Origin of the sequence: Mycobacterium dioxanotrophicus (genome assembly GCF_002157835.1) — a bacterium.
Lineage (GTDB): Bacteria > Actinomycetota > Actinomycetes > Mycobacteriales > Mycobacteriaceae > Mycobacterium > Mycobacterium dioxanotrophicus.
Window position 1 is genome coordinate 6,347,133 of the sequence record NZ_CP020809.1, and the last position, 20,942, is coordinate 6,368,074.

The window sequence follows — 20,942 nt, forward strand, 5'->3', positions numbered from 1 at the left end:
ACGGTCAGGGGGTCGCTCACTATGCTCGGGGCATGGCGACCGTCTTCACCAAGATCATCAACGGCGAACTACCGGGCCGATTCGTCTATCAGGACGACGAGATCGTCGCGTTCCTGACGATCGCCCCGATGACCCAGGGCCACACGCTCGTGGTGCCCCGCGCCGAGATCGACAACTGGCAGGATGTCGAGCCCGCCGTTTTCGCGCGCGTGATGGAGGTGTCCCAGCTGATCGGCAAGGCCGTGTGCAAGGCCTTCGGCGCGGAGCGCGCCGGTGTGATCATCGCCGGGCTTGAGGTTCCGCACCTGCACGTGCACGTCTTCCCCGCCTACAACCTGTCCGACTTCGGGTTCGCCCACGTCGACAACAACCCGTCGGCGGAATCCCTCGACGAGGCCCAGGCGAAGATCACAGCCGCGCTGGCAGATCTGCAATCCGCGGCAGGCTGACGGTAAAGCGGCAGCCCTGGCCCGGGGCGGTGACCACGCGCACCGTCCCGCCATGGGCGTACACCAATGAATCGACGATCGACAGGCCCAGTCCGGTACCGCCACTGGCCCGAGTGCGTGAGACGTCGGCACGGTAGAACCGCTCGAAGACCCGTCGCGCATCTTCCTGGCTCATGCCGGGACCTTCGTCGCACACCTCGAGCACCGCGTTGTCCCCGTCGGTACCCACCCGCACCGTGATGCCGGCGGTCTCCGGCGTGTGCTGCAGCGCGTTGGCCACCAGGTTTCCCAATACCTGCCGCAAGCGGGCGTCGTCACCGAGCACTTCCGGTGTTCCCGGCCCGTCGAACACTTCCATGGACACCGTGCGCTCGGGTGCGATGGATTGCGCGTCGTGCACAGCGTCGGTGGCCAACGTCAGCAGGTCGACCCGGCGGCGTTCCAGCGGGCGTTGGGCGTCCAGGCGCGCCAGCAGCAACAGGTCCTCGACGAGCAGGCCCATGCGCCGCGACTCACTTTCGATGCGGCCCATCAACATCTCGGTGTCGCGGGCCGCGCCCTGCCGGTACAACTCGGCGAAACCGCGGATGGTGGTCAGCGGTGTGCGCAGCTCGTGGCTGGCGTCTGTGATGAACCGTCGCATGCGCTCCTCGGAACTGCGGGCCTGCTCCGCCGACGCCTCTGACGACGCCACCGCCCGTTGGATCTGGGCGAGCATCCCGTTGAGCGCCAGGGACAAGCGGCCGACTTCGGTCCGCGGATCCCGTTCGGGGACACGACGATCGAGCTGCCCTGCCGCGATCGCGGCGGCGGTCTGTTCAACCTCGACCAGGGGGCGCAAGCTGCGGTGCACCACGGCGTAGCCGGCGATGCCGAGAACCAGCAGCACCGCCGCGCCGATCCCGATCTGCGACCAGATCAGTGCGCGTACCGACGACTGCACGTCGGACAGGTCGATAGCGACCGTGGTGAGCGAGCCGTCCGATGACCGCACGGTCATCGCCCGCCATTGGATGTTGGAGTCCCCGATCGACCCGACGGTCACCGGGATGGGCCCGACGTCGTTGTCGTCGGGCAGTTCGGGTTCGGCTTCCCGGTCGTTGATCGCGATCCAGGTGCGGCCGTCCTCGTCGACGCCACGTACGTAAAAGTTCGACGGCGGCCGAGCCGGGTTCGGACCTTCCATCGGCGTGGACGGCATCCGTCGCGGTTCCAGCGCCCAGCTGCGTGACGCGTCGAGCAACGTCTGATCGATCCGGTCGACCTCGGTGTGCCGCATGATCGAGGTGACGGCGATGCCCGACGCGAGCAAGCCGCACGCCACCAGCACCAAGGCCGCGGCAACCAACCCGACCCGCAGCGGCACGCCCTGTCCGCGCGCGCGGTTAACCCGGTCTAACACCACTCAAGAAGTATGCCGCCGGACAATTGCCGTCTGCGCGCCTCGCCGCGGAGAGTCCTCAGCGCGGCTCGCGCAGCACATAGCCGACGCCGCGCAACGTGTGCAGCAGGCGCTTGTCGCCGGTGTCGATCTTGCGGCGCAGGTAGGAGACGTAGGACTCGACGACGTTGACGTCGCCGCCGAAGTCGTAGCGCCACACGTGGTCGAGAATCTTCGGCTTCGACAAGACCGTGCCGGCATTAATGATGAAGTAGCGCAGCAGCGTGAACTCGGTCGGCGACAGCGAGACGGGCTCGCCGGCCTTCCATACCTCGTGGGTGTCTTCGTCGAGTTCGATGTCGGCGAAGGACAGCCGGGCGACGCGGGTCTCTTCTACTCCACGGCCGGACCGGCGCAGGATCACCCGCAGGCGGGCCACCACCTCTTCCAAACTGAACGGCTTGGTGACGTAGTCATCGCCGCCGAGGGTGAGGCCGGCGATCTTGTCCTGCAGGCTGTCGCGCGCGGTCAGGAACAGCGCGGGGGCGTCGATGCCGTCGGCGCGCAAGCGTCGCAACAGACCGAAGCCGTCCATGCCGGGCATCATCACGTCCAGGATCACCGCGTCCGGACGAACTTCCCTGGCCTTGTCGAGGGCAGCCGCGCCGTTGGACGCGGTATGCACCTCGAAGCCCTGGAATTTGAGGCTGACGGACAGCAACTCCACGATATTGGCCTCGTCGTCGACGACAAGGATCCGTGCTTCAGGGACGCTCTCGGGTACTGCTGGCATGGCCATCCTGCCATGTTGCCGCTGCCGCATGACTTAATCCTGCGCGCTAGCTGTGAGCTTCCTGAAAGTTTTGCTCCAATGAGCCGTGAGAACCCCCGGGGTGATGCCTGCCACACGCACCTAGACTGGCCTCATGAACCTCGGCAAAACCCTGGTCCAGGTTGCCACCGCCCCGGTCAAGGTCGGTCTGGCCGTCGCTGACCTCGGCCTCGGTATCGCCGGGGGCACCCTCAACGTCGTACAACGCTCGCTCAACGACGCCAACCCCATCCAGGGCAAGCCCTCGGTGGCCGGATTGCTCGGACTCGACGACGCGGTGGACCGGGCAAACCGGCTGGCCCACCTCATGGACGACGACGCCCCCATCGGGCGGGCGCTCGCTCCGGAAGGCCCGCTCAATCAGTTACTGCAGCCCGGCGGCCTGGTGGACCAGCTGACCAAACCCGGCGGCCTCCTCGATCGGCTCAACTCCGACACCGGTCCGGTGTCACGCGCGCTCGCCGAGGGTGGCCTCGTCGATCAGATCACCGCCGAGGGCGGGCTCGCCGACCGCCTCACCGCCGAAGACGGCGTCGTGTCGCGGGTACTGGCGCCCGGCGGTCTGGCCGACCGACTGATCGCCAAGAACGGAATCGTCGAGCGGATCCTGCGCGAGGACGGCGTCGCCGACAAACTTCTCGCCGAGAACGGACCTGTCAACCGCGCGCTGCAAGAAGGCGGCCTGGTCGATCAGGTCACCTCCGAAGGCGGTCTGATGGACCGGCTGACCACCGAGAACGGCGCGCTGTCACGGGTCGTCTCGCCCGGTGGGCTGGCCGATCAGCTGCTCGCCGACGAGGGCCTCATCGAGCGGCTGCTGCGCGAGGACGGCGTCGTCGACAAACTGCTTGCCGACGACGGCCTCTTGGAGACCCTGGCGGATCCCGACGGGCCGCTGGCCAAGCTCGTCGACCTTTCCGACACCCTCAACCGCCTGGTGCCCGGCCTGGAAGCGCTGGCCCCGATGGTCGACACGCTGCACGACGCGGTCCTGTCGCTGACCGCAGTGGTCAACCCGCTGAGCAACATCGCCGACCGGATCCCACTCTCCCGGCAACGCCGCCGCACCGCGGCCCGCGTGGTCGCGTCGCAGCGGGTCATCGACCAAGACATGTGACCCGTTAAGATAGACGCCGTCCGCCTCCGTAGCTCAGTGGTAGAGCAACGCTCTTGTAAAGCGTAGGCCGTCAGTTCAATCCTGACCGGGGGCTCAAAACCAGTGCGGCAGCTTGTCAGTGGCTCGTCGTAATGTCCGCGCATGAGGCAATGTTTGGGCTGCGGTGGCCCACTGACGAAGCGCAGCCAAAAGGTCTACTGCGGTAACTCATGCCAGGCATCGGCCCGCCGCCAGGCGAGCACGAAACGTTGGCTCGACTCCGGCAAGGCACGGATCGACGGGCACCAGGGGCACTACATCCGGCAGTACCTCGTCGAGGCTCAGGAAGGCTGCTGCGCGATCTGCGGTGGCGCCACCACATGGCAGGGCCTGCCGCTGGTGTTGGTGCTGGATCACATGGATGGCAATGCGACCAACAACCGCCGGGACAACCTGCGGCTGATCTGCCCGAACTGTGACTCTCAGCTGCCGACGTACAAGAGTCGCAACCGCGGCAACGGGCGCCACTACCGCCGCGAGCGATATGCCAACGGGCAGTCGTACTAGCCACAGATGATTTTGTGGCCCGCCTGCGGTCTACTCGTACATGACCTTCACCACCGCACACATGTCGATCTCACTGGACGGCTTCGTCGCAGGCCCTGACCAGTCGCGTGACGACCCGATCGGCCGCGGCGGCATGCGGCTGCATCGATGGCACCTCGAACAACCTCAGCACGACGTCGACGCCCGCTGGACCGCGAACCTGCTTCGCCCTCGTGGGGCATATGTGATGGGCCGCAACATGTTCGGACCGATCCGTGGCGACTGGGAGACCGACGGTGAGCAGTGGCGTGGCTGGTGGGGTGACGAACCTCCTTACCACGCACCAGTTTTCGTGCTGACGCACTACGAGCACGACCCCATCGAGATGGCGGGCGGCACCACATTCCATTTCGTCACCGGCGGCATCGGCGACGCATTGGCGCAGGCCCGCGCTGCAGGCGATGGTGACGTCGACATCGCCGGCGGCGCCTCCGCGGTCCGTCAGGCCCTCGCGGCCGGCGAACTCGACGAGCTGAGCCTCGACATCATCCCGGTGCTGCTGGGACACGGGGAACGCATCTTCGACGAGACCACGGTCAATGAGCTTGAGCTCGTCGAGACCGAGCATTCGCCGTTGGCGACGCACGTCCGCTACCGGTTCACTCGCTAGAGCAGTCGCCCGATAAATACGAACGCGGCCAGCCCGAACAGCACGGCGTTGGCCAGCACGCTGCGCGGCTCATGCAGTCGGCTGTGCGCCCAGGCGGCGCCGATCATCACCACGCAGAGTCCGGCGGCTGCAAGCGGGGTGAACAGCAAGCCGATGCGGGTGAGTCCCGGCGCCACCAACCCGATCACCGCGAGCAACTCCATGGCCGCGGTGAACCGGACCACCGGCATGGGGAACATGGCTATCCCGGTCTGACCGGTGTCCAGCAGCCGTTGTCGACTCATGGTGAGTTTGACCGTGCCGGACAACGCGAATGTCGCGGCCAGGATGAGTTGCGCGGTCCAGAGTGCGGTGTTCATGGTCATGGCCCTTCTCGTCTGGGTGTGCAGACCTGATGACGGACAACCGCCGTCGCCTGTGACATGCGCGCCGGTGTCACAGATGCGCTCTGCGGATCGTCTATGGGGAAGACAGGGAGGTGCCATGACTGACCGGGAAGACCCCGCCGAGCTGCGGCCGCTGCTGTTCTCGATCGCCTACCGGATGCTGGGCAGCGTCACCGACGCCGAAGACACCGTGCAGGCCGCGTACCTGCGTTACTTCGACTATCTGGACCGTGGCAGCGAGGCGGAGTCACCGCGTTCACTGCTGACGACGATCACGACGCGGCTGGCCATCGACCATCTGCGTTCTGCCCGGGTGCAGCGCGAAACCTACATCGGCCCTTGGCTTCCCGAGCCGTTGCTCACGTCCGCCGATCCGGACGTCGCAGAGCTGGCGGCGACGTCGGATTCGCTGTCGATGGCATTCCTGGTGCTCCTGGAAACCCTCTCGCCGGTGGAACGCGCGGTGTTCCTGCTGCGTGAGGTGTTCGCCTACGACTACGACGACATCGCAGGCATCGTCGGAAAAGAACCCGCGAATTGCCGCCAGCTGCTCAACCGGGCCCGTCGGCACATCGAGGCCGGGCGGCACCGGTTCGATGTCGACGCCGCGCACCGCACCGAGTTGGCCGACCGGTTCTTCCGCGCCGCCGAAGACGGCGACCTCGAGAATCTCGTGCAGCTGTTGGCTGCCGACGTGGCGTTCTACGGCAATGGTGGCGGACAAGGTCGGGGCCTGCCGCGACCGGTGTTCGGATGCGACCGGGTCCAGCGGGTGCTGGCCGGGATCGTGCGGGCGTATCGCGGAGTCGGCGCGCGGCTCCAGCGCTCACTGGTCAACGGGCAACCCGGGCTGCTGGCCTTCGACCCCGACGGCGCGCTCATCAACGTGCTGACCGTCGACGTCGAGGGCGACAGCATCTGCACGGTCCGCTCGGTGATCAATCCGGACAAGCTGGACCACCTCGGCTTCCCGCTCTCCCCCTTGGCCCGGCGGGCGACGCGATGACCCCGGACTACGAGACCATCGATTATTCGCGGCGCGCCGACGTCGGAACCCTGACATTGAACCGTCCGGCCAAACTCAACGCGCTGAACCCGCAGATGCGCGAAGACCTCGGTCGTCTCGGCGCGCTGTTGGCCGATGACGACACGCTGCGGTGCCTGGTCGTGAGGGGCGCGGGACCGTCGTTCTCGGCGGGGCTGGACCTGGCCGAGGCGATGACGGGCACGTTGGCACAGTTCGTCGCCCGCACACCCGACGCCGAAACGTTCGAGCTGGGCCTGACTGTGGCCGGGGTCTTCGAGTTCATCCCTCAGCTGCCCTGCCCCAGCGTCGCGGCCGTGCGTGGCCACGCCTACGGCGCGGGTCTTCAATTGGCGCTGGCCTGCGACTTCCGGATCTTCGCCGCCGACGCCCGCGTCGGTCTCACCGAATCACGCTTCGGCCTGCTTCCGGATATGGGTGCCACCTTCCGGTTTCCGCGCATCGTCGGTGAAGGTCGCGCCCGTGAGCTGATCCTGCTCGGTGAAATCATCGATGCGGCAGAGTCGTTGCGCATCGGGCTGGCGAACCGCGTCGTTCCTGGCGACGAACTCGATTCCGCTGCTGCCGAATTCGCTGACCGGCTGGCCGCCCAACCGCCGCTCGCCGTCCGGGGTGCGCGGGCCGCCATCGAGGCCGGCCGCCACCTGGGGCCGGCAGCCGCCTTGCGGGTCGCCGTCGAAGCCCAGGCCCGCTGTCTGAGCTCAGCGGATTTCAGGAAGGGTTTCCCATCGGACGCCCGGTGACTTAGCCTCCGACCATGAAGCGTCTGGGGTCAACGCTCACGGTTCTCGTCCTCGCCATCGGTTTTCTGCAGGCATGCGACAAACGCACCGAACCCGAGGCCGGTTCCGGCGACACCGCTTTCCAGCAGCTCACCGCCGAAATCCTCGAATACACTTACCGGCAGAATCCTTCCCACGCCACGTCGCTGGGTATCCACAAGTACGACGACGTGATTCCCGACTACTCGGCTGCCGCCGTGACCGCCGAGGCCGAAGCCGTGAAGTCCTTCCGGTCGCGCCTCGACGGAATCGACGCCGACGCCCTGACCTTCGACGATCAACTCGATCTCGAGCAGACCAAACACGCGCTGGATGGAATCCTGTTGCAAGATCAGGTTGTTCGCCGCTGGGCGAAGGACCCCGACGCCTACAGCAGCGGGATCACCAATGACGCCTTCGTCATGATCTCCCGCAATTTCGCGCCGCCGGAGCAGCGCCTGCGGTCACTGACCAACCGGTTGAAGCTGATGCCGAACGCCTTGTCCGAGGCCCGGGACAACCTCGACGATCCGCCGCGGATCTACACCCAGATCGCCATCGACCAGCTCGACGGCAACCGGGACTTCTTCGCCCACGATGTGCCTGCGGCCTTCACCGGAGTGAAAGACCAGGCACTGCTTGCGGATTTCGCGACGGCAAACGCTGCGGTGGTCGCCGCGCTCGACGACTACAAGACCTGGCTGCAGAACGACCTGCTGCCCCGGTCCAATGGATCGTTCGCGTACGGCCCGGACACCTATCGGAAGGTGCTGGCCGCCGACGAGATGATCACCACACCGCTACCGGATCTGTTGACCATCGCGGAGGCAGACCTCAAGCGCAACCAGCAGGCGTTCGCCGACGCGGCCCATGCGATCGACCCCGCCAAGGCGCCGGTGGATGTGCTGGCCGATGTGCAGAAGGACTACCCGCCACCGACGCAGCTGCTCGCTGTGACGCAAAGCAATCTCGACAGCATCGAGCAGTTCGTCCGCGACAAGCAGATCGCCGACATCCCGCAGGCGCCTGCGGCTCGAGTGGTGGAGACCCCGCCCTTCCTGCGGGCCACCACGTCGGCGTCGATGGACATCCCCGGTCCGTTCGAAAAGGTCGCGACCGAAGCGTATTTCAACATGACCCTGCCGGATCCGAGCTGGCCGAAGTCCGAGCAGGACGAGTTCATGGCGCAGTGGTACCGCCCGGCGATCAGCAATGTGTCGGTGCACGAGGTGTGGCCCGGGCACTACCTGCAGTTCCTCTACGCCAAGGACTACCCCTCCGACGTCCGCAAGGTGTTCAGCGCGGCCAGCAATTTCGAGGGCTGGGCGCACTACTGCGAGCAGATGATGCTCGACGAGGGCCTGCACGGTGGCGATCCGCGAGATCGGCTGGCGCAGCTGCAGGATGCACTGCTGCGCGATGTCCGCTTCATCGTCGGGATCAAGATGCACACCGAGGGGATGACGGTCGAGCAGGCGCAGCAGATGTTCGTCGAGCAGGCGTACGAGCCTGCGCCGGTGGCGGAGTCGGAAGCCAAACGCGGCACGTCAGATGCGACGTACGGCTACTACACCATGGGCAAACTGGCGATCCTGAAACTACGCGACGACTACCAGGCGAAGATGGGCGACGCCTACTCACTCAAGGGCTTCCACGACGCCTTCGTGAAGATCGGGCCTCTGCCCTTGCCACTGATCCGTAGGGCGATGCTCGGTGAGACCGGCGATCTGTTCTAGGTCGCCCCGGGCGTGCTCGTGAGCTTGCGCAGCGTCTGGTATTCACTGTCGCGATAGGGCCGGCCGTCGGGCTGCAGCAGGTCGCTGAACCACACCTTCGGCAAAGTCTTGTAGGGATGGCTCCAGGAATCCCACGGGAAGTACGTCTGGGTCTTCCCGGCCACCAACCCCCAGGTGTAGGCGCCGACGTTGTGCCGCTTGGCAACCGGCAGCACGCCTTCGATGGTGCTGCCGAGCGTGCGGGCCAGGTACTCGGTGCACAGGATCGGTCTCCCCAGCGGCGCCAACTCCCCGATCCGCGCTTCGAACTGATCGGGCGTGCCGTAAGAGTGGAACGTGATGATGTCGGAGTTGTCGAGCTGGAAGCCGCTCATCGCACTGCGGTCACCGGATCCCCAACTGCCTTGCCAGACACCACTGGTCAGCGGCTGGGCCGGATTGACCGACCGCGCCCACTGGAACACCAGCGGGAGCAGCGCTCCGACCTGCTGCTGCTTGTCTTTGCGTTCGACGGAACGGTACTGGCCCGCGGGGTTGTCGGGCTCATTCCACAGGTCCCAGCCGAGCACCCTTTGGTCGTTGCGGAACTGGCCGATCACGCCCGTCACATAGTCGTAGAGGACCTGCCGATACCGAGGATCGGCGATGCGCTCGGCGCCGGGACTCTGCACCCAGCCCGAGTTGTGCACGCCGGGTCGCGGCGCCCGCTGGGCACCGAGCCGCGGATAGGGATCCCAGCACGAGTCGAAGAACACGAACAGCGGTTTGATGCCGTGGTTCGCCGAGAGACCGACGAATTGCGCCAGCCTGCTTTGGAATCCACCGCGGTCCTGCGCCCACAGCAGATCATGAAGAAAGACCCGTACAGTGTTGAACCCCAGCAGCCGGGCCGCACCCAGTTCGGCGTCGATGCGCCGCGGGTCGTACGTGCCTGCCTGAAACATCTCGATCTGGTTGATCGCGGTCGACGTGATGAAGTTGGCACCGACCAACCAGCCCTGGGCCTGGTACCACGCGTTGGCGCGGTCGGCCGGCCACCGCCCGGTGTCTGCGCCGGCGCTAGGCATCGCGGACATGGCGGGTAGAGCCGCGGCGGCTGCCAGCGCCAGCGGGAGTTTCAGGGCCGTTCGACGGTGCACCAAGTGACCGTAGTGTGTGCGGAGGATGGGCTTCGTCTCTCGTATCACTTTGAAATCGTTGAGGTTTCAAATCGTTATCCATCAGGGTCGTGTGCACACGCAAACGCATACCCGGGACAACCTCGAGGCGAAACGTCTCGATGCGTCTGTGACCCGAACCTCGTGGCTGACGTCGCCCCGAGTGAAAATTGGCACCTCCGTCAGAGGTGGTTCATCGCGAAAGATGAGGCGCTGCGGGTGATCCCGGTTCAGTCGAGGGGGACGTCGAGAAACGGTCGTGGCTCGGCTGCGCCCGGGCCGTCGAAGTGCCACCACTCCCCCGAGTACACCGAGAGCCCTCCGGACTGCATGGCCTGCCGCAGACGGGCTCGGTTGGCCTGCTCGGTGGGACTGACACCGTCGGTCGCATACGCCTTGGCCCGCGGCGTGAAGTCGTCGAACCCTGTTCCCATGTCGACGCCCGCGATGGTCACGTCCACCGAGCGACCGGCCTCGTGACTGCGCGCCGACGTGCCGGGCCGCGCCACCCAGTTCGGATCAGGCACGGCCTGGAACATTCGGACCTGTACTTCGTGCGGGCGGTAGCAGTCCCAGAACACCAGCCGGTCAGGGCGCAGTGCCGCGGCGGCCGCGGCCAGCCCGGCCGCCATGGATTCGTGCACGAGGCAGTGGGCGTCGGCCGGGTAGAGCTGCTGGCCGACGAAGTTGTCCGTGGTGGCGTAGCGCAGGTCGACGATCGCATCGGGCACCACGGTGTGGATGTCGACGAGACCGGCGTCGGCCGCGGGCACGGCCGACGCCGCGGGTGTCGGAGCCAGCACGGCAGCCGCGGTCACCAGCAGTCCGAACGCGATGGGACGCATAGTCGGCAAGCCTAAAGGTCGGTCGCGATCGCAGTGGAAATGCCACTCTCTTCTAGAGGAAGATTTCCTTCCGTTGTACGATAATCATGCTCTACTTACGCGCAGAAGTAGCCCACGAATCGGAGCGATACATGGCGTCAGCCACATCCGGGACCGTCAGTACCCGCTATGCAGGCCGGCGGATCGAGCGCGTCGAGGACACCCGATTGCTCACCGGTCGCGGCACCTTCGTCGACGACATCACCCGCCCCGGCATGCTGCACGCCTGTTTCGTCCGCAGCCCCTTCGCACGCGCCACCATCACGGGCATCGACACCGCTGCGGCACTCGCCCTGCCCGGCGTCCGCGCTGTGTTCACCGCGGCCGATCTGAACCCCGACGTCAAGGAGGCCTGGCATGCCGTGGCCGGCAAGGACATGCCGGACACGCCACGGCCGCCGCTGGCCGAGGGCGAGGTCAAATTCGTCGGCGACCCCGTCGCCCTCGTGATCGCCGAGAGCCGGTACGTCGCCGAGGATGCCGCCGACCTGGTCGACGTCGGCTACGACCCGCTACCCGCCATCGCCGATTTCCGTGACGCGCTGACCTCCGACATCGCGGTGCACGCGGCGTATCCGGACAACAACGCGGGCGGTCTCGCGGGGGCACCACCCGACGAGGACACCTTCGCTTCGGCCGCCCATGTGGTCAAAGAGCATATCTACCAACAGATGTACGTTCCGGTGCCGATCGAGACCCGCGGCATGGTCGTCGAATGGGCGGCGTCGACCGGCGAACTGACCATCTGGGCGTCCACCCAGACTCCTCACGAACTGCGGGCCTTCGGAGCTCGGCTGCTGGGCATCCCGGCCCAGCACGTCCGCGTCATCATGCGCGACACCGGCGGCGGTTTCGGGCAGAAGGTGGTGCCGATGCGCGAGGACATGTGCATCATGCTGGCCGCCCGCAAGGTTCCGAGCCCGCTGAAGTGGATCGAGGACCGCCGGGAAAACCTGATGTCCGCCGGGCAATCCCGGCACGTCGACGGCGACGTGCGGATGGCGTTCGACGACGACGGCACCATCCTGGCCGCCGACATCGACTTCATCCAGGACGTCGGCTCCTACCCCACCCCGTATCCGGTGCTGACCACCGCGGCCATCGGCATGTTCTTTCCCGGTCCGTACCGCGTACCCAAGGCCAGCTTCAACTACAAGACGGTGTTCTCCAACACCGCGGGCCTGCACGCCTACCGCGGGCCGTGGCAGTACGAAACCCTCACGCGGGAAATACTTCTCGACGTCGCGGCCCGCAAGATGGGCCTCGACCCGGTGGAGCTGCGCCGCCGCAACCTGTTGCGCCGCGACGAGATGCCGTACTTCAACCCCAACGGCATGCCCTATGACCACGTCGCCCCGATCGAGACCTTCGAACAGGCGGTGAAGATCCTCGACCATGAGGGCTTCCGCAAGGAACAGGCCGAGGCGCTCGCCCAGGGCCGCTACCTCGGGCTGGGTTTCTCCGCCTACATCGAGCCGACGGGTGCGGCCACCGGCCACCTGGCCACCGAGGGCTGCACGATCCGGATGGAGCCGACGGGAAAGATCAACGTCTACGTCAACGGTGGTTCGACTGGAAACAGTTTGGAGACCACCGTCATTCAGCTCACCGCCGATGCCCTGGGCGCCGATATCACCGACGTCGCCACCATCCAGGGCGACACGGCGGTGACGCCGTACGGCGCGGGCACGCAAGGCAGCCGCAGCGCGCCGATGACCGCCGGAGCGGTCAATGAGGCAGGCACCATCCTGCGCAAGCAACTCGTCGCCATGGCCGCGGCCAGGCTCGGCGTCGAAGAAGCCGAGATCGAACTCGCCGGATCACGAGCGGTCGCTCGCGGAGACACCGAAAAGGCCGTCACCTTCGCCGATCTCGCCTACCGCGCATACTACGAGCCGCAGCAGCTGCCGCCGGGCATGTCGGCGACGCTGGAGGCCACGGCCCGCTTCACCGCGCCACCGACCGCACCGATCCACTGGGCCAACGCCACCCACGCCTGTACGTGCGAAGTGGATCTGGACACCGGCCGGGTCCACATCACCCGCTACATCGTCAGCGAAGACGTCGGCCCGATGATCAACCCGAACGTCGTCGAAGGGCAGATCGCCGGCGGCACCGTGCAGGGTATCGGGGGCGCCCTGCTCGAACAGCTCTCCTACGACGAGGCCGGAAATCCGCTCTCCTCAACCTTTGTCGACTATCTGCTGCCCACCGCCACCGAGGTGCCGCTCATCGAGTACGGCCACGTCGAGATCCCCGGGCCTGGCGTGGGTGGCTACAAGGGAGCCGGTGAGGGCGGCGCCATCGGATCCACGCCCGCCGTGATCAACGCGATCAACGACGCCCTGGCCCCGCTCGGAGTCACTCTGACAACCCTGCCCGCAAGCCCGGCCGCCATCGTCGCGGCACTCGAACGATCCGAAGGGAAGGACCACTAGCCGTGGAGCTCAACAACGAATTCCGGGTCGCGGTGCCTGCGGCGAAGACCTGGGAGGTGCTCACCGACGTCGAACGCGTGGCCCCCTGCCTGCCGGGCGCGACGCTGCTGAGTGTCGACGGTGACGACTTCACCGGCGCCGTCAAGGTCAAGGTCGGACCCATCACCGTGTCCTATCAAGGCAACGCGGCCTTTCAGGAGAAGGATGCGCAGGCCCAGCGCGTCGTGCTCAAGGCCAACGGCAAGGAGACCCGCGGCAATGGCAGCGCCGCCGCCGTCGTCACCGCCCAATTGAAAGACGACGGCACCGCAGGCACGCTTGTCTCGGTCACCACCGACCTGACCATCTCCGGGAAGGCCGCGCAGTTCGGCCGCAGCGTGCTGAGCGATGTCGCCGCAAGCCTGATCGACCAGTTCGCCAACAGTCTCGAGGCCGAACTGCTCGCCGGTACCGCGCCCGCGGCCGAAACCGACTCGGCGCCAAGCACACCCGGAGCTCAGCAGGGCGCCCCGATCAACGCGATCGCGCTGGCCAAGGTGATGGCGGTGCCGATGGCCAAGCGGTTCGCCCCGACCGTCGGCGCCGTCGCCGTCGCGGGTGTGCTCGGCTACCTGCTGGGACGGGCCGGCCGGCGAACCCCTCGGCACCCGGTCCCGACGCCCGAGGATCTGCATGCCGCGCTGCTCCGGTTGGTGTCGTGAAAGCCGCACCGTTCGCCTATCACCGGCCGACCGGTATCGACGACGCGGTCGCCTTGCTCGGTGAGTACGGCGACAACGCGAAAATCCTGGCCGGCGGGCAGAGCCTGGTGCCGATGCTGGCCATGCGGCTGACACATTTCGACAACCTCATCGACATATCCCGTGTCGCCGGGCTCAACGATATCGACCGGCGCGGCGACGAGGTGGTGATCGGCGCCGCCACGCCCCATGCGCTGGTCGGCCTCGACGACGAAGTGGCCGAAGCGGTTCCGCTGCTCACCCTGGCCACCCCGCACATCGGGCACTTCCAGATCCGTACGCGCGGCACGCTCGGCGGCGCGATCGCCCACGCCGACCCGGCCGCCGAATACGCGGCTGTGGCACTGGCGCTCGACGCCACGATCGAGGCCACCTCACCGCGCGGCACCCGCGCGATCCCGGCGAGTGAGTTCTTCACCGGGCTGTGGGAGACCTCACTGGCCGCCGACGAGATCCTCACCGCCGTACGGTTTCCCGTGTGGTCTTCGCGCAGTGGCTTCGCGGTCGAGGAGTTCGCCCGCCGCCACGGTGATTTCGCCATCGCCGGCGCCGTGGTAGGTATCGAGCTCGACGACGACAACCGGGTGCACAGGTGCGGCATCGGCCTGCTCGGCCTGGGTTCGACGCCGAAGCGGGCCACCGCGGCCGAAGCCGCGGCGACCGGAATGCCGATCGGCGACGTGACCGCCGAGCGCATCGGCGAACTCGCGATGTCGACACTGACCGACATCCCTTCGGACCTTCAGGGCTCGGCGTCCTATCGGGCGCGCGTCGGTGCCACCATGGTGGCCCGGGCCTGGAAACACGCAAGCGTGGAGGCGCTCAATGCATGAACTGCCGGTTGCGGTTTCGGTCAACGGCCGCGATTACCGCAGCATGGTCGAGCCCCGCGTCACCCTCGCGGATTTCCTGAGGGAGAACTGCGGGCTCACGGGCACGCACCTCGGCTGTGAACACGGCGCGTGCGGTGCCTGCACCGTGCTGCTGGACGGTCAGGCCGTGCGGTCGTGCCTGATCTTCGCGGTGCAGGTGGACGGCCAGGAGGTGACGACCGTGGAGGGGATCGAGGGTCCCGACGGTGAGCTCTCGCCGGTACAGGCCGCGCTCAAGGAGTGCCACGGGCTGCAATGCGGCTTCTGCACACCGGGTTTCGTCACCTCGATCACCGCGCTGCTGCGGGACAACCCCGCACCGACCGAGGCCGAGATCCGCGAGGGGCTCTCCGGCAACTTCTGCCGGTGCACCGGCTATCAGGGCATCATCACCGCGGTACGGCGGGCCGGTGAGACCGCAGAGCTCAACTCTCCAGCTCAGCAATGACTTTCGCGATGCGACGGGCCCGGGTGTCGGCTGCCTTGGCACCTTCCACCGCGGTGACGTGGCCCTTCTGCTTGCTGTAGGACAGCGCCTCCCAGCGCTTGGCCGCTGCGGGTGACGCGTCGAGCGCAGCGCGCAGATCCTCGGGTGCCTCGACGAGGCGCGGCTCGGTGTCGACGGTCAACTCGACATCTATCGCGTCGCCCCCGTTGATGCCGGATTCGGTGCGCCGTTCGGCACTGAACGGGATGAGGTACTTTCCGCCCATCGGGGCGACGGTCGAGCGGTACCGATAGCCGTTGACGTCGACCACCACAGCCGGACGCTTGCCGGCACCGAGCGCCTCCACCACCTCGGCAGGAACCTCGATGCCGGTGTTGTTGCCCATCTGGAGCATTTCCGTCGAGAATTTCATGAGCCCTCCCGACTCCAAACTAACCCGGTAGGAGTGGAGTCATGAGGATTGGATTGATCGGGTTGGGCAAGTAGTGACCAGTGGCCAGTTATGACACGGAAATTCGGAAATTCACGTACGTAACTGGCCAGTCGGCCGCTAGGACTGCACCACGCCGCGCAACCCGTCGGCTCCGAAGAGTGGCTCGAGCATCGCGGAGATGTCGGGGCCGCGGCGCAGCCCGTGGCCGCCGTCGACGTTGATGGCCTGCCCGGTGATCCAGCCGGAGGCATCGCTGAGGAGGAACACCGCCAGGTTCGCGATGTCCTCGACCTCACCGAACCTCGGCAACGGCGTGCAGGCCTGGTAGTCGTCGCGGGCGGCCGGTAACTCGAAGACCGGGCCGACCATGTCGGTGCGGGTCAGCCCGGGCCGGATGCTGTTGACCCGCACCCATGATGGCCCGAGCTCGTCGGCGGCCAGCTTGAGCAGGTGATCGAGCGCGGCCTTGCTCACGCCGTACGCTCCGAACCACCGGTGGGTGTTGCTCGAGGCGATCGAGGAGATCCCGACGAACGATCCGCCGCCGCCGCGCACCAGCTCGCGCCCGGCATGTTTGAGCAGGTACATGGTGCCGTTGACGTTCAGGTCGATGGTGCGCCGCCACAGCTCGGAGTCGATCTGGGTGATGGGCCCGATGGTCTCCGACCCGCCCGCGCTGTGCACGACGCCGTGCAATCGGCCGTGCCAGGCGGTGGCGGCGTCGACTGCGCGGCTGACCTCGTCCTCGTCGGTCACGTCGGCGGGTTCGTACCGCACCGAACCGGGGCCTTGTGCGGCGATCTCGTCGGCCGCGGCACTGAGCTTGTCAGCGTTGCGACCCACGAGCACGGCGTTACCGCCGGAGGCGACGATCGCGGCGGCGGCACCTTTGCCGATGCCACTACCGCCGCCAGTTACCAGATACGTCCGATCCGCCAACGACAGCTGCACCGCTGCGACTCCTTAAAACTGGAACACGTTCTTATTGCGTCAAGGTGTATCACGCCGGGCCGGCTTCGGGGCACCCAATGTGCGCCAATCCGGCACATCGGGCGGCAGACCCACCGGGAACCGGTTCTCGTTGGCCGCCGCCCAGTGCGCGTGGCCGAGTTCATGGATGTGGAAGCCGTGCCGCAACGCTTCGGTGAATCCCATCGCGTCGCTGGCCGCGTTGACCGAATCCTTGATCAGCAGCGCCGCCATGGTCGGCCGCTCGGCGATACGGCGCGCGAATTCCAGTGTCTTGTCCTCGAGTTCGTCGCGCGGAAAGATCTTCGACACCATGCCGAGCCGGTAAGCGTCCTCGGCGTCGATCGAATCACCGGTCAGCAGGAGCTCTTTGGCTTTACGGGGTCCGAATTCCCAGGGATGGGCATAGTATTCGACACCGGGCATGCCCATCCGCACACCCACGACGTCGCTGAACTTGGCGTCGTCGGCCGCCACGATCAGATCGCACGCCCAGATCAGCATCAGCCCGGCCGAGATTGCGTTGCCCTGCACCTGGGCGATGGTGATCTTGCGCAGATCGCGCCAGCGCCGGGTGTTCTCGAAGTAGAAGTGCCACTCCTGCAGATACGTCCGCTCCGCGACACCCGTCGCGGTGGCGCCGTGGGAACCGAACGTCGGATGCTGACCGGGGCCCGGTTGGCGTTCGGCGAGCGCCTCCTCCGAGCCCAGGTCGTGGCCGGCCGAGAAGTTCTTGCCACGAGCAGCGAGGATCACCACCCGGACCGTGTCGTCGGCCTCGGCCCGGCCGAACGCCTCATCCAATTGCACGAGCAGCGTCCGGGTCTGGGCGTTCTGCGCCGCCGGCCGGTTGAGCCAGATCCGCGCGATGCGGCCGTCGTCCAGAGTTTCGTAATCGACCTGGCGCGTCGAGCCGTCGTCGGAACTGACCATCGCAAACCACCTTGTCGAGCGGGCCGGCACGTAACAAACTGCACATTACGTGTATCACGCGAAGCTTCCGTCACCGGTCCAACAGCAACTTGACAGTGGGCTCACAGGCGCCACCCCGGCACGCGCCGACACCCCCGATCCTGCAGCGCATTTCGCCGGTTACGCGTAATCTGTGCATCACCAGACGACATCGTGGCCAACGATGGTGCAACCATCGCAACCGTGCAGTCAGCAAACTGGTCAGCACTCGAGAGAAAGCATGACTCATGGCCATTTCCCAGCTTTCAGCACGCCGGTTCATCGTGGCGGGAGGACTCGCGCTGGCAGTCGTCGGCGCGCCCGCGCTGACCGCATTCACCCTGCCCGCCACTGCGCTCGCGGACTGCCCCAGCGGCGAGTCCGAGGACCTCTTCACCGGGATGTGCACGTCGGACATCGCGCCGAACACCCCGTCGATCAGCTCGGCGCCGGATCAGCTCCCGCAGATCAACGGGATCCCTTGCACCGGAGGCAATTCCGGTCAGTGCATCGGCCTTTCCGAAGAGCAGCAGGCACAGGGACCGCAACCGGTTCCGCAGTCGACCGTGGGCAGCAGCCCGACTGTCACCGGTTCCATCGGCTGACACAGCGGATCCGCAGACCGCACCCAGGAAACGTCCAGCAGCCATAAGCTGCCAGGTGTGATCCCACGCCTGACTCTGACCGCCGGTTTCGCGGTGGCCATCGCCGGTTCGACGCTGCTCGCTCCCGCTGCGCACGCATCGTGCACAGCCGGCGAGGAAGAGGACGTCTACACGACCGTGTGCACGCCGTTCATGGCGCCGAACACCACGTCACCGTTCACAGCCATCCCGGGAAATCCGGACATCCCGGCAATCGACGGTGTGCCCTGTACCGGTCGCGACTCCGGTCAGTGCATCGGGCTGGCCGAGGACGCCGAGGCGGCGGGGCCCGAGGTGGTGCCTCGCACGACCATCAGCGCGAGTCCGTAACCCGGCACGCTGCCAGACAACAGACAGAACCAATGCAGATTGCGCTCAGCTTTCATAGAATCCACCGACAAGCAGTCGAATAACTACAGAAAGCGTGACGATGGCGACCTTCCCGTTCTCGATGCGACGTTTGATCCTGGCCGGCGGGTTCGCCGTCGCAGCGGTCGCTGCCCCGGCAATTGCCGTTGCCGCCCTCCCCGCGTCGTCCGCACCCGCCGTGGCATGCGTCGCCGGTGAAGAAGAAGACCTCTACACCGGCATGTGCGTCCCGCACACCGTGCCCAACTCCGGTTCGCCGATCGCGGCCACCCCGGACAACCCGACGCTGCCGTCGGTCGACGTGCCCGGTGGCGGCGGCTCGATCCCGTGCACGGGCGCCAACTCCGGCGAGTGCATCGGCCTGTCCGAGGAACAGCAGTCAGAGGGCCCGCAGCCGGTCCCGGAATCGACAGTCGGCAGCAGCCCGACCGTCACGGGTTCCATCGGCTGACGGCCGCTGTGGCGACCGGTCGCTGCCCGGTCGCCTAGAGTTGCCGTATGTCCGCAAAAACTGATCCCACCGATATCGACGATGTAGAACCGTTAGCCGATAGCACCGCCAGCCAGGCCAGACGGGTTGTTGCCACCTACGCGACCGATGCCGACGAATGTCGGATGTTCCTTTCGATGCTCGGCATTGGGCCGTCGAAAATCGAGGCGTAAATGGCTCCGGACGGCGGTCTGACGGCTGCCTCCGGGGAGTCCGATTTCGTCGTGGTGGCCAACCGGCTGCCCATCGACCTTGAGCGGCTGCCCGACGGCACCACCAGGTGGAAGCGCAGCCCAGGTGGGCTGGTCACAGCCCTGGAGCCGCTGCTGCGGAAACGCCGCGGCGCGTGGATCGGTTGGGCAGGCATACCGGACAGCGACGAAGAACCGATCGTCCAGGACGATCTGCGGCTCCACCCGGTGCGGCTGTCGGCCGCTGACGTGGCGGCCTACTACGAGGGGTTCTCGAACGCCACGCTGTGGCCGCTCTACCACGACCTCATCGTCAAACCCGAGTACCACCGGGAATGGTGGGACAGCTACGTCGAGGTGAACCGGCGCTTCGCCGAGGCCACCGCCCGGGCCGCCGCGCACGGTGCCACCGTGTGGATCCAGGATTACCAGCTGCAACTGGTGCCGAAGATGCTGCGCATGCTTCGGCCCGACCTGACCATCGGCTTCTTCCTGCACATCCCCTTCCCACCGGTCGAGCTGTTCATGCAGATGCCGTGGCGGACCGAGATCGTCGAAGGGCTGCTGGGTGCCGACCTGGTCGGCTTCCACCTGCCCGGCGGGGCCCAGAACTTCCTCGTGCTGGCCCGTCGTCTCGTCGGCGCGAACACCTCACGCGCGTCGATCGGGGTGCGGTCACGCTTCGGCGAGGTGCAGTACGGCTTCCGCAACATCACGGTGGGGGCGTTCCCCATCTCCATCGACTCGGCCGAACTCGACGCCAAGGCCCGCGACCGCTCGGTCCGGCAGCGGGCCCGGCAGATCCGCGCCGAGCTGGGCAACCCCCGCAAGATCCTGCTCGGGGTGGACCGGCTCGACTACACCAAGGGCATCGACGTCCGGTTGCGGGCGTTCTCGGAGCTGCTCGACGAGCATCGCGTCAAGCACGACGACACCGTGCTGGTGCAGCTGGCCACCCCCAGCCGCGAGCGCGTCGACAGCTACATCGCCATGCGCGAGGACATCGAGCGGCAGGTCGGCCACATCAACGGCGAGTACGGCGAGGTCGGCCATCCGATCGTGCACTACCTACACCGGCCGGTCCCCCGCGATGAACTCATCGCGTTCTACGTGGCCGCCGACGTCATGCTGGTGACCCCGCTGCGCGACGGCATGAACCTGGTGGCCAAGGAATACGTGGCCTGCCGCAGCGACCTGGGCGGCGCCCTGGTGCTGAGCGAATTCACCGGCGCTGCAGCCGAATTGCGGCAGGCGTACCTGACCAACCCGCACGATCTGGAGGGCGTCAAGGACGCCATCGAGGCCGCGCTGCAGCAGTCACCCGATGAGGGCAGGCGACGGATGCGGGCATTGCGCCGTCAGGTGCTGGCCCACGATGTCGATCGCTGGGCACGGTCGTTCCTCGACGCGCTGGCGGGCACCAGTTCGGCTACCGAACAAACCGAGCAGTAGCC

At 66.8% G+C, this 20,942-nt stretch carries 24 protein-coding genes and 1 tRNA gene; 17 read left to right on the plus strand and 8 right to left on the minus strand.

Translation table 11 applies throughout. From position 1 onward, the window contains the following. Positions 1 to 32: 32 nt before the first annotated feature. Complete coding sequence (locus BTO20_RS30970; protein ID WP_087079682.1) at positions 33 to 449, plus strand: HIT family protein; 417 nt, start codon at positions 33 to 35, stop codon at positions 447 to 449. Here the strand turns inward: BTO20_RS30970 and BTO20_RS30975 are convergent. Then, positions 409 to 1,851 (minus strand): sensor histidine kinase, encoded by a 1,443-nt coding sequence (locus tag BTO20_RS30975; protein WP_087082925.1) that lies wholly within the window; start codon positions 1,849 to 1,851, stop codon positions 409 to 411. The two genes, BTO20_RS30970 and BTO20_RS30975, sit on opposite strands and share 41 nt — an antisense overlap. Positions 1,852 to 1,909: 58 nt before the next feature. Continuing rightward, positions 1,910 to 2,629 (minus strand): response regulator transcription factor, encoded by a 720-nt coding sequence (locus tag BTO20_RS30980; RefSeq protein ID WP_029374156.1) that lies wholly within the window; start codon positions 2,627 to 2,629, stop codon positions 1,910 to 1,912. A gap of 127 nt (positions 2,630 to 2,756) precedes the next feature. Here BTO20_RS30980 and BTO20_RS30985 point away from each other — a divergent pair, with 127 nt between their 5' ends. The 4 genes from BTO20_RS30985 to BTO20_RS31000 all read left to right on the plus strand — a co-directional run bounded on the left by BTO20_RS30985 (position 2,757) and on the right by BTO20_RS31000 (position 4,974). Then, a complete protein-coding gene (locus BTO20_RS30985) occupies positions 2,757 to 3,779 on the plus strand; it encodes a hypothetical protein (RefSeq protein ID WP_087079683.1) in 1,023 nt (340 codons plus the stop codon). 22 nt (positions 3,780 to 3,801) lie between these two features. Beyond that, positions 3,802 to 3,873: transfer RNA gene (locus BTO20_RS30990), tRNA-Thr, on the plus strand. Positions 3,874 to 3,920: 47 nt separating this feature from the next. Next, on the plus strand, positions 3,921 to 4,325 hold the full coding sequence (locus BTO20_RS30995) for an HNH endonuclease family protein (RefSeq protein ID WP_087079684.1): 405 nt from the start codon (positions 3,921 to 3,923) through the stop codon (positions 4,323 to 4,325). A gap of 40 nt (positions 4,326 to 4,365) precedes the next feature. After that, the gene (locus tag BTO20_RS31000) at positions 4,366 to 4,974 is read left to right on the plus strand and encodes a dihydrofolate reductase family protein (RefSeq protein WP_087079685.1); all 609 of its coding nucleotides are present in this window, start codon (positions 4,366 to 4,368) and stop codon (positions 4,972 to 4,974) included. Here BTO20_RS31000 and BTO20_RS31005 read toward each other — a convergent pair. Next, complete coding sequence (locus BTO20_RS31005; protein WP_232490906.1) at positions 4,971 to 5,339, minus strand: DoxX family protein; 369 nt, start codon at positions 5,337 to 5,339, stop codon at positions 4,971 to 4,973. The two genes, BTO20_RS31000 and BTO20_RS31005, sit on opposite strands and share 4 nt — an antisense overlap. 118 nt (positions 5,340 to 5,457) lie before the next feature. Here BTO20_RS31005 and BTO20_RS31010 point away from each other — a divergent pair, with 118 nt between their 5' ends. The 3 genes from BTO20_RS31010 to BTO20_RS31020 are packed head-to-tail and all read left to right on the plus strand — an operon-like array spanning position 5,458 to position 8,902. After that, on the plus strand, positions 5,458 to 6,366 hold the full coding sequence (locus tag BTO20_RS31010; RefSeq protein ID WP_087079686.1) for an RNA polymerase sigma-70 factor: 909 nt from the start codon (positions 5,458 to 5,460) through the stop codon (positions 6,364 to 6,366). Continuing rightward, positions 6,363 to 7,148 (plus strand): enoyl-CoA hydratase/isomerase family protein, encoded by a 786-nt coding sequence (locus BTO20_RS31015; protein WP_087079687.1) that lies wholly within the window; start codon positions 6,363 to 6,365, stop codon positions 7,146 to 7,148. Before BTO20_RS31010 ends, BTO20_RS31015 begins: the two co-directional genes overlap by 4 nt. A 14-nt stretch (positions 7,149 to 7,162) precedes the next feature. Further along, positions 7,163 to 8,902: a DUF885 domain-containing protein gene (locus tag BTO20_RS31020; RefSeq protein ID WP_087079688.1), complete on the plus strand. Its 1,740-nt coding sequence runs from the start codon at positions 7,163 to 7,165 to the stop codon at positions 8,900 to 8,902. Here the strand turns inward: BTO20_RS31020 and BTO20_RS31025 are convergent. Together BTO20_RS31025 and BTO20_RS31030 are read right to left on the minus strand one after the other, a co-directional pair. Continuing rightward, positions 8,899 to 10,041: a glycoside hydrolase 5 family protein gene (locus BTO20_RS31025; RefSeq protein WP_198344123.1), complete on the minus strand. Its 1,143-nt coding sequence runs from the start codon at positions 10,039 to 10,041 to the stop codon at positions 8,899 to 8,901. The two genes, BTO20_RS31020 and BTO20_RS31025, sit on opposite strands and share 4 nt — an antisense overlap. Before the next feature lie 248 nt (positions 10,042 to 10,289). After that, the gene (locus tag BTO20_RS31030; protein WP_087079689.1) at positions 10,290 to 10,904 is read right to left on the minus strand and encodes a M15 family metallopeptidase; all 615 of its coding nucleotides are present in this window, start codon (positions 10,902 to 10,904) and stop codon (positions 10,290 to 10,292) included. A gap of 131 nt (positions 10,905 to 11,035) precedes the next feature. Between BTO20_RS31030 and BTO20_RS31035 the strand changes: the two genes are divergently transcribed. Genes BTO20_RS31035 through BTO20_RS31050 form a run of 4 tightly spaced genes read left to right on the plus strand, consistent with a single transcriptional unit; the run spans position 11,036 to position 15,441 of the window. After that, positions 11,036 to 13,381, plus strand: a complete 2,346-nt coding sequence (locus BTO20_RS31035; protein WP_087079690.1) for a xanthine dehydrogenase family protein molybdopterin-binding subunit — start codon at positions 11,036 to 11,038, stop codon at positions 13,379 to 13,381. A 2-nt stretch (positions 13,382 to 13,383) separates the two neighbouring features. After that, positions 13,384 to 14,082, plus strand: a complete 699-nt coding sequence (locus BTO20_RS31040) for an SRPBCC family protein (protein WP_087079691.1) — start codon at positions 13,384 to 13,386, stop codon at positions 14,080 to 14,082. Beyond that, entirely contained in the window at positions 14,079 to 14,954 is an 876-nt protein-coding gene (locus BTO20_RS31045; protein ID WP_087079692.1) for an FAD binding domain-containing protein, read from the plus strand. Before BTO20_RS31040 ends, BTO20_RS31045 begins: the two co-directional genes overlap by 4 nt. Beyond that, positions 14,947 to 15,441 (plus strand): (2Fe-2S)-binding protein, encoded by a 495-nt coding sequence (locus BTO20_RS31050; protein ID WP_087079693.1) that lies wholly within the window; start codon positions 14,947 to 14,949, stop codon positions 15,439 to 15,441. The genes BTO20_RS31045 and BTO20_RS31050 overlap by 8 nt, the downstream gene beginning before the upstream one ends. Here BTO20_RS31050 and BTO20_RS31055 read toward each other — a convergent pair. The 3 genes from BTO20_RS31055 to BTO20_RS31065 all read right to left on the minus strand — a co-directional run bounded on the left by BTO20_RS31055 (position 15,419) and on the right by BTO20_RS31065 (position 17,776). Continuing rightward, on the minus strand, positions 15,419 to 15,853 hold the full coding sequence (locus BTO20_RS31055) for a YdeI/OmpD-associated family protein (RefSeq protein ID WP_087079694.1): 435 nt from the start codon (positions 15,851 to 15,853) through the stop codon (positions 15,419 to 15,421). The genes BTO20_RS31050 and BTO20_RS31055 overlap by 23 nt on opposite strands. Before the next feature lie 138 nt (positions 15,854 to 15,991). Next, positions 15,992 to 16,825 (minus strand): SDR family oxidoreductase, encoded by an 834-nt coding sequence (locus BTO20_RS31060; protein ID WP_083162546.1) that lies wholly within the window; start codon positions 16,823 to 16,825, stop codon positions 15,992 to 15,994. 39 nt (positions 16,826 to 16,864) lie between these two features. After that, entirely contained in the window at positions 16,865 to 17,776 is a 912-nt protein-coding gene (locus BTO20_RS31065) for an enoyl-CoA hydratase (RefSeq protein ID WP_087079695.1), read from the minus strand. 266 nt (positions 17,777 to 18,042) lie between these two features. Between BTO20_RS31065 and BTO20_RS31070 the strand changes: the two genes are divergently transcribed. The 5 genes from BTO20_RS31070 to BTO20_RS31090 all read left to right on the plus strand — a co-directional run bounded on the left by BTO20_RS31070 (position 18,043) and on the right by BTO20_RS31090 (position 20,940). Beyond that, a complete protein-coding gene (locus BTO20_RS31070) occupies positions 18,043 to 18,399 on the plus strand; it encodes an intersectin-EH binding protein Ibp1 (RefSeq protein WP_087079696.1) in 357 nt (118 codons plus the stop codon). 57 nt (positions 18,400 to 18,456) lie between these two features. Beyond that, the gene (locus tag BTO20_RS31075) at positions 18,457 to 18,768 is read left to right on the plus strand and encodes a hypothetical protein (RefSeq protein WP_083162549.1); all 312 of its coding nucleotides are present in this window, start codon (positions 18,457 to 18,459) and stop codon (positions 18,766 to 18,768) included. Between the two features lie 100 nt (positions 18,769 to 18,868). After that, entirely contained in the window at positions 18,869 to 19,258 is a 390-nt protein-coding gene (locus BTO20_RS31080) for an intersectin-EH binding protein Ibp1 (RefSeq protein WP_087079697.1), read from the plus strand. Between the two features lie 47 nt (positions 19,259 to 19,305). Continuing rightward, entirely contained in the window at positions 19,306 to 19,470 is a 165-nt protein-coding gene (locus BTO20_RS31085; protein WP_087079698.1) for a hypothetical protein, read from the plus strand. Next, positions 19,471 to 20,940, plus strand: a complete 1,470-nt coding sequence (locus BTO20_RS31090; RefSeq protein ID WP_087079699.1) for an alpha,alpha-trehalose-phosphate synthase (UDP-forming) — start codon at positions 19,471 to 19,473, stop codon at positions 20,938 to 20,940. It abuts the gene before it with no gap. The last annotated feature ends 2 nt before the right edge of the window (positions 20,941 to 20,942 follow it).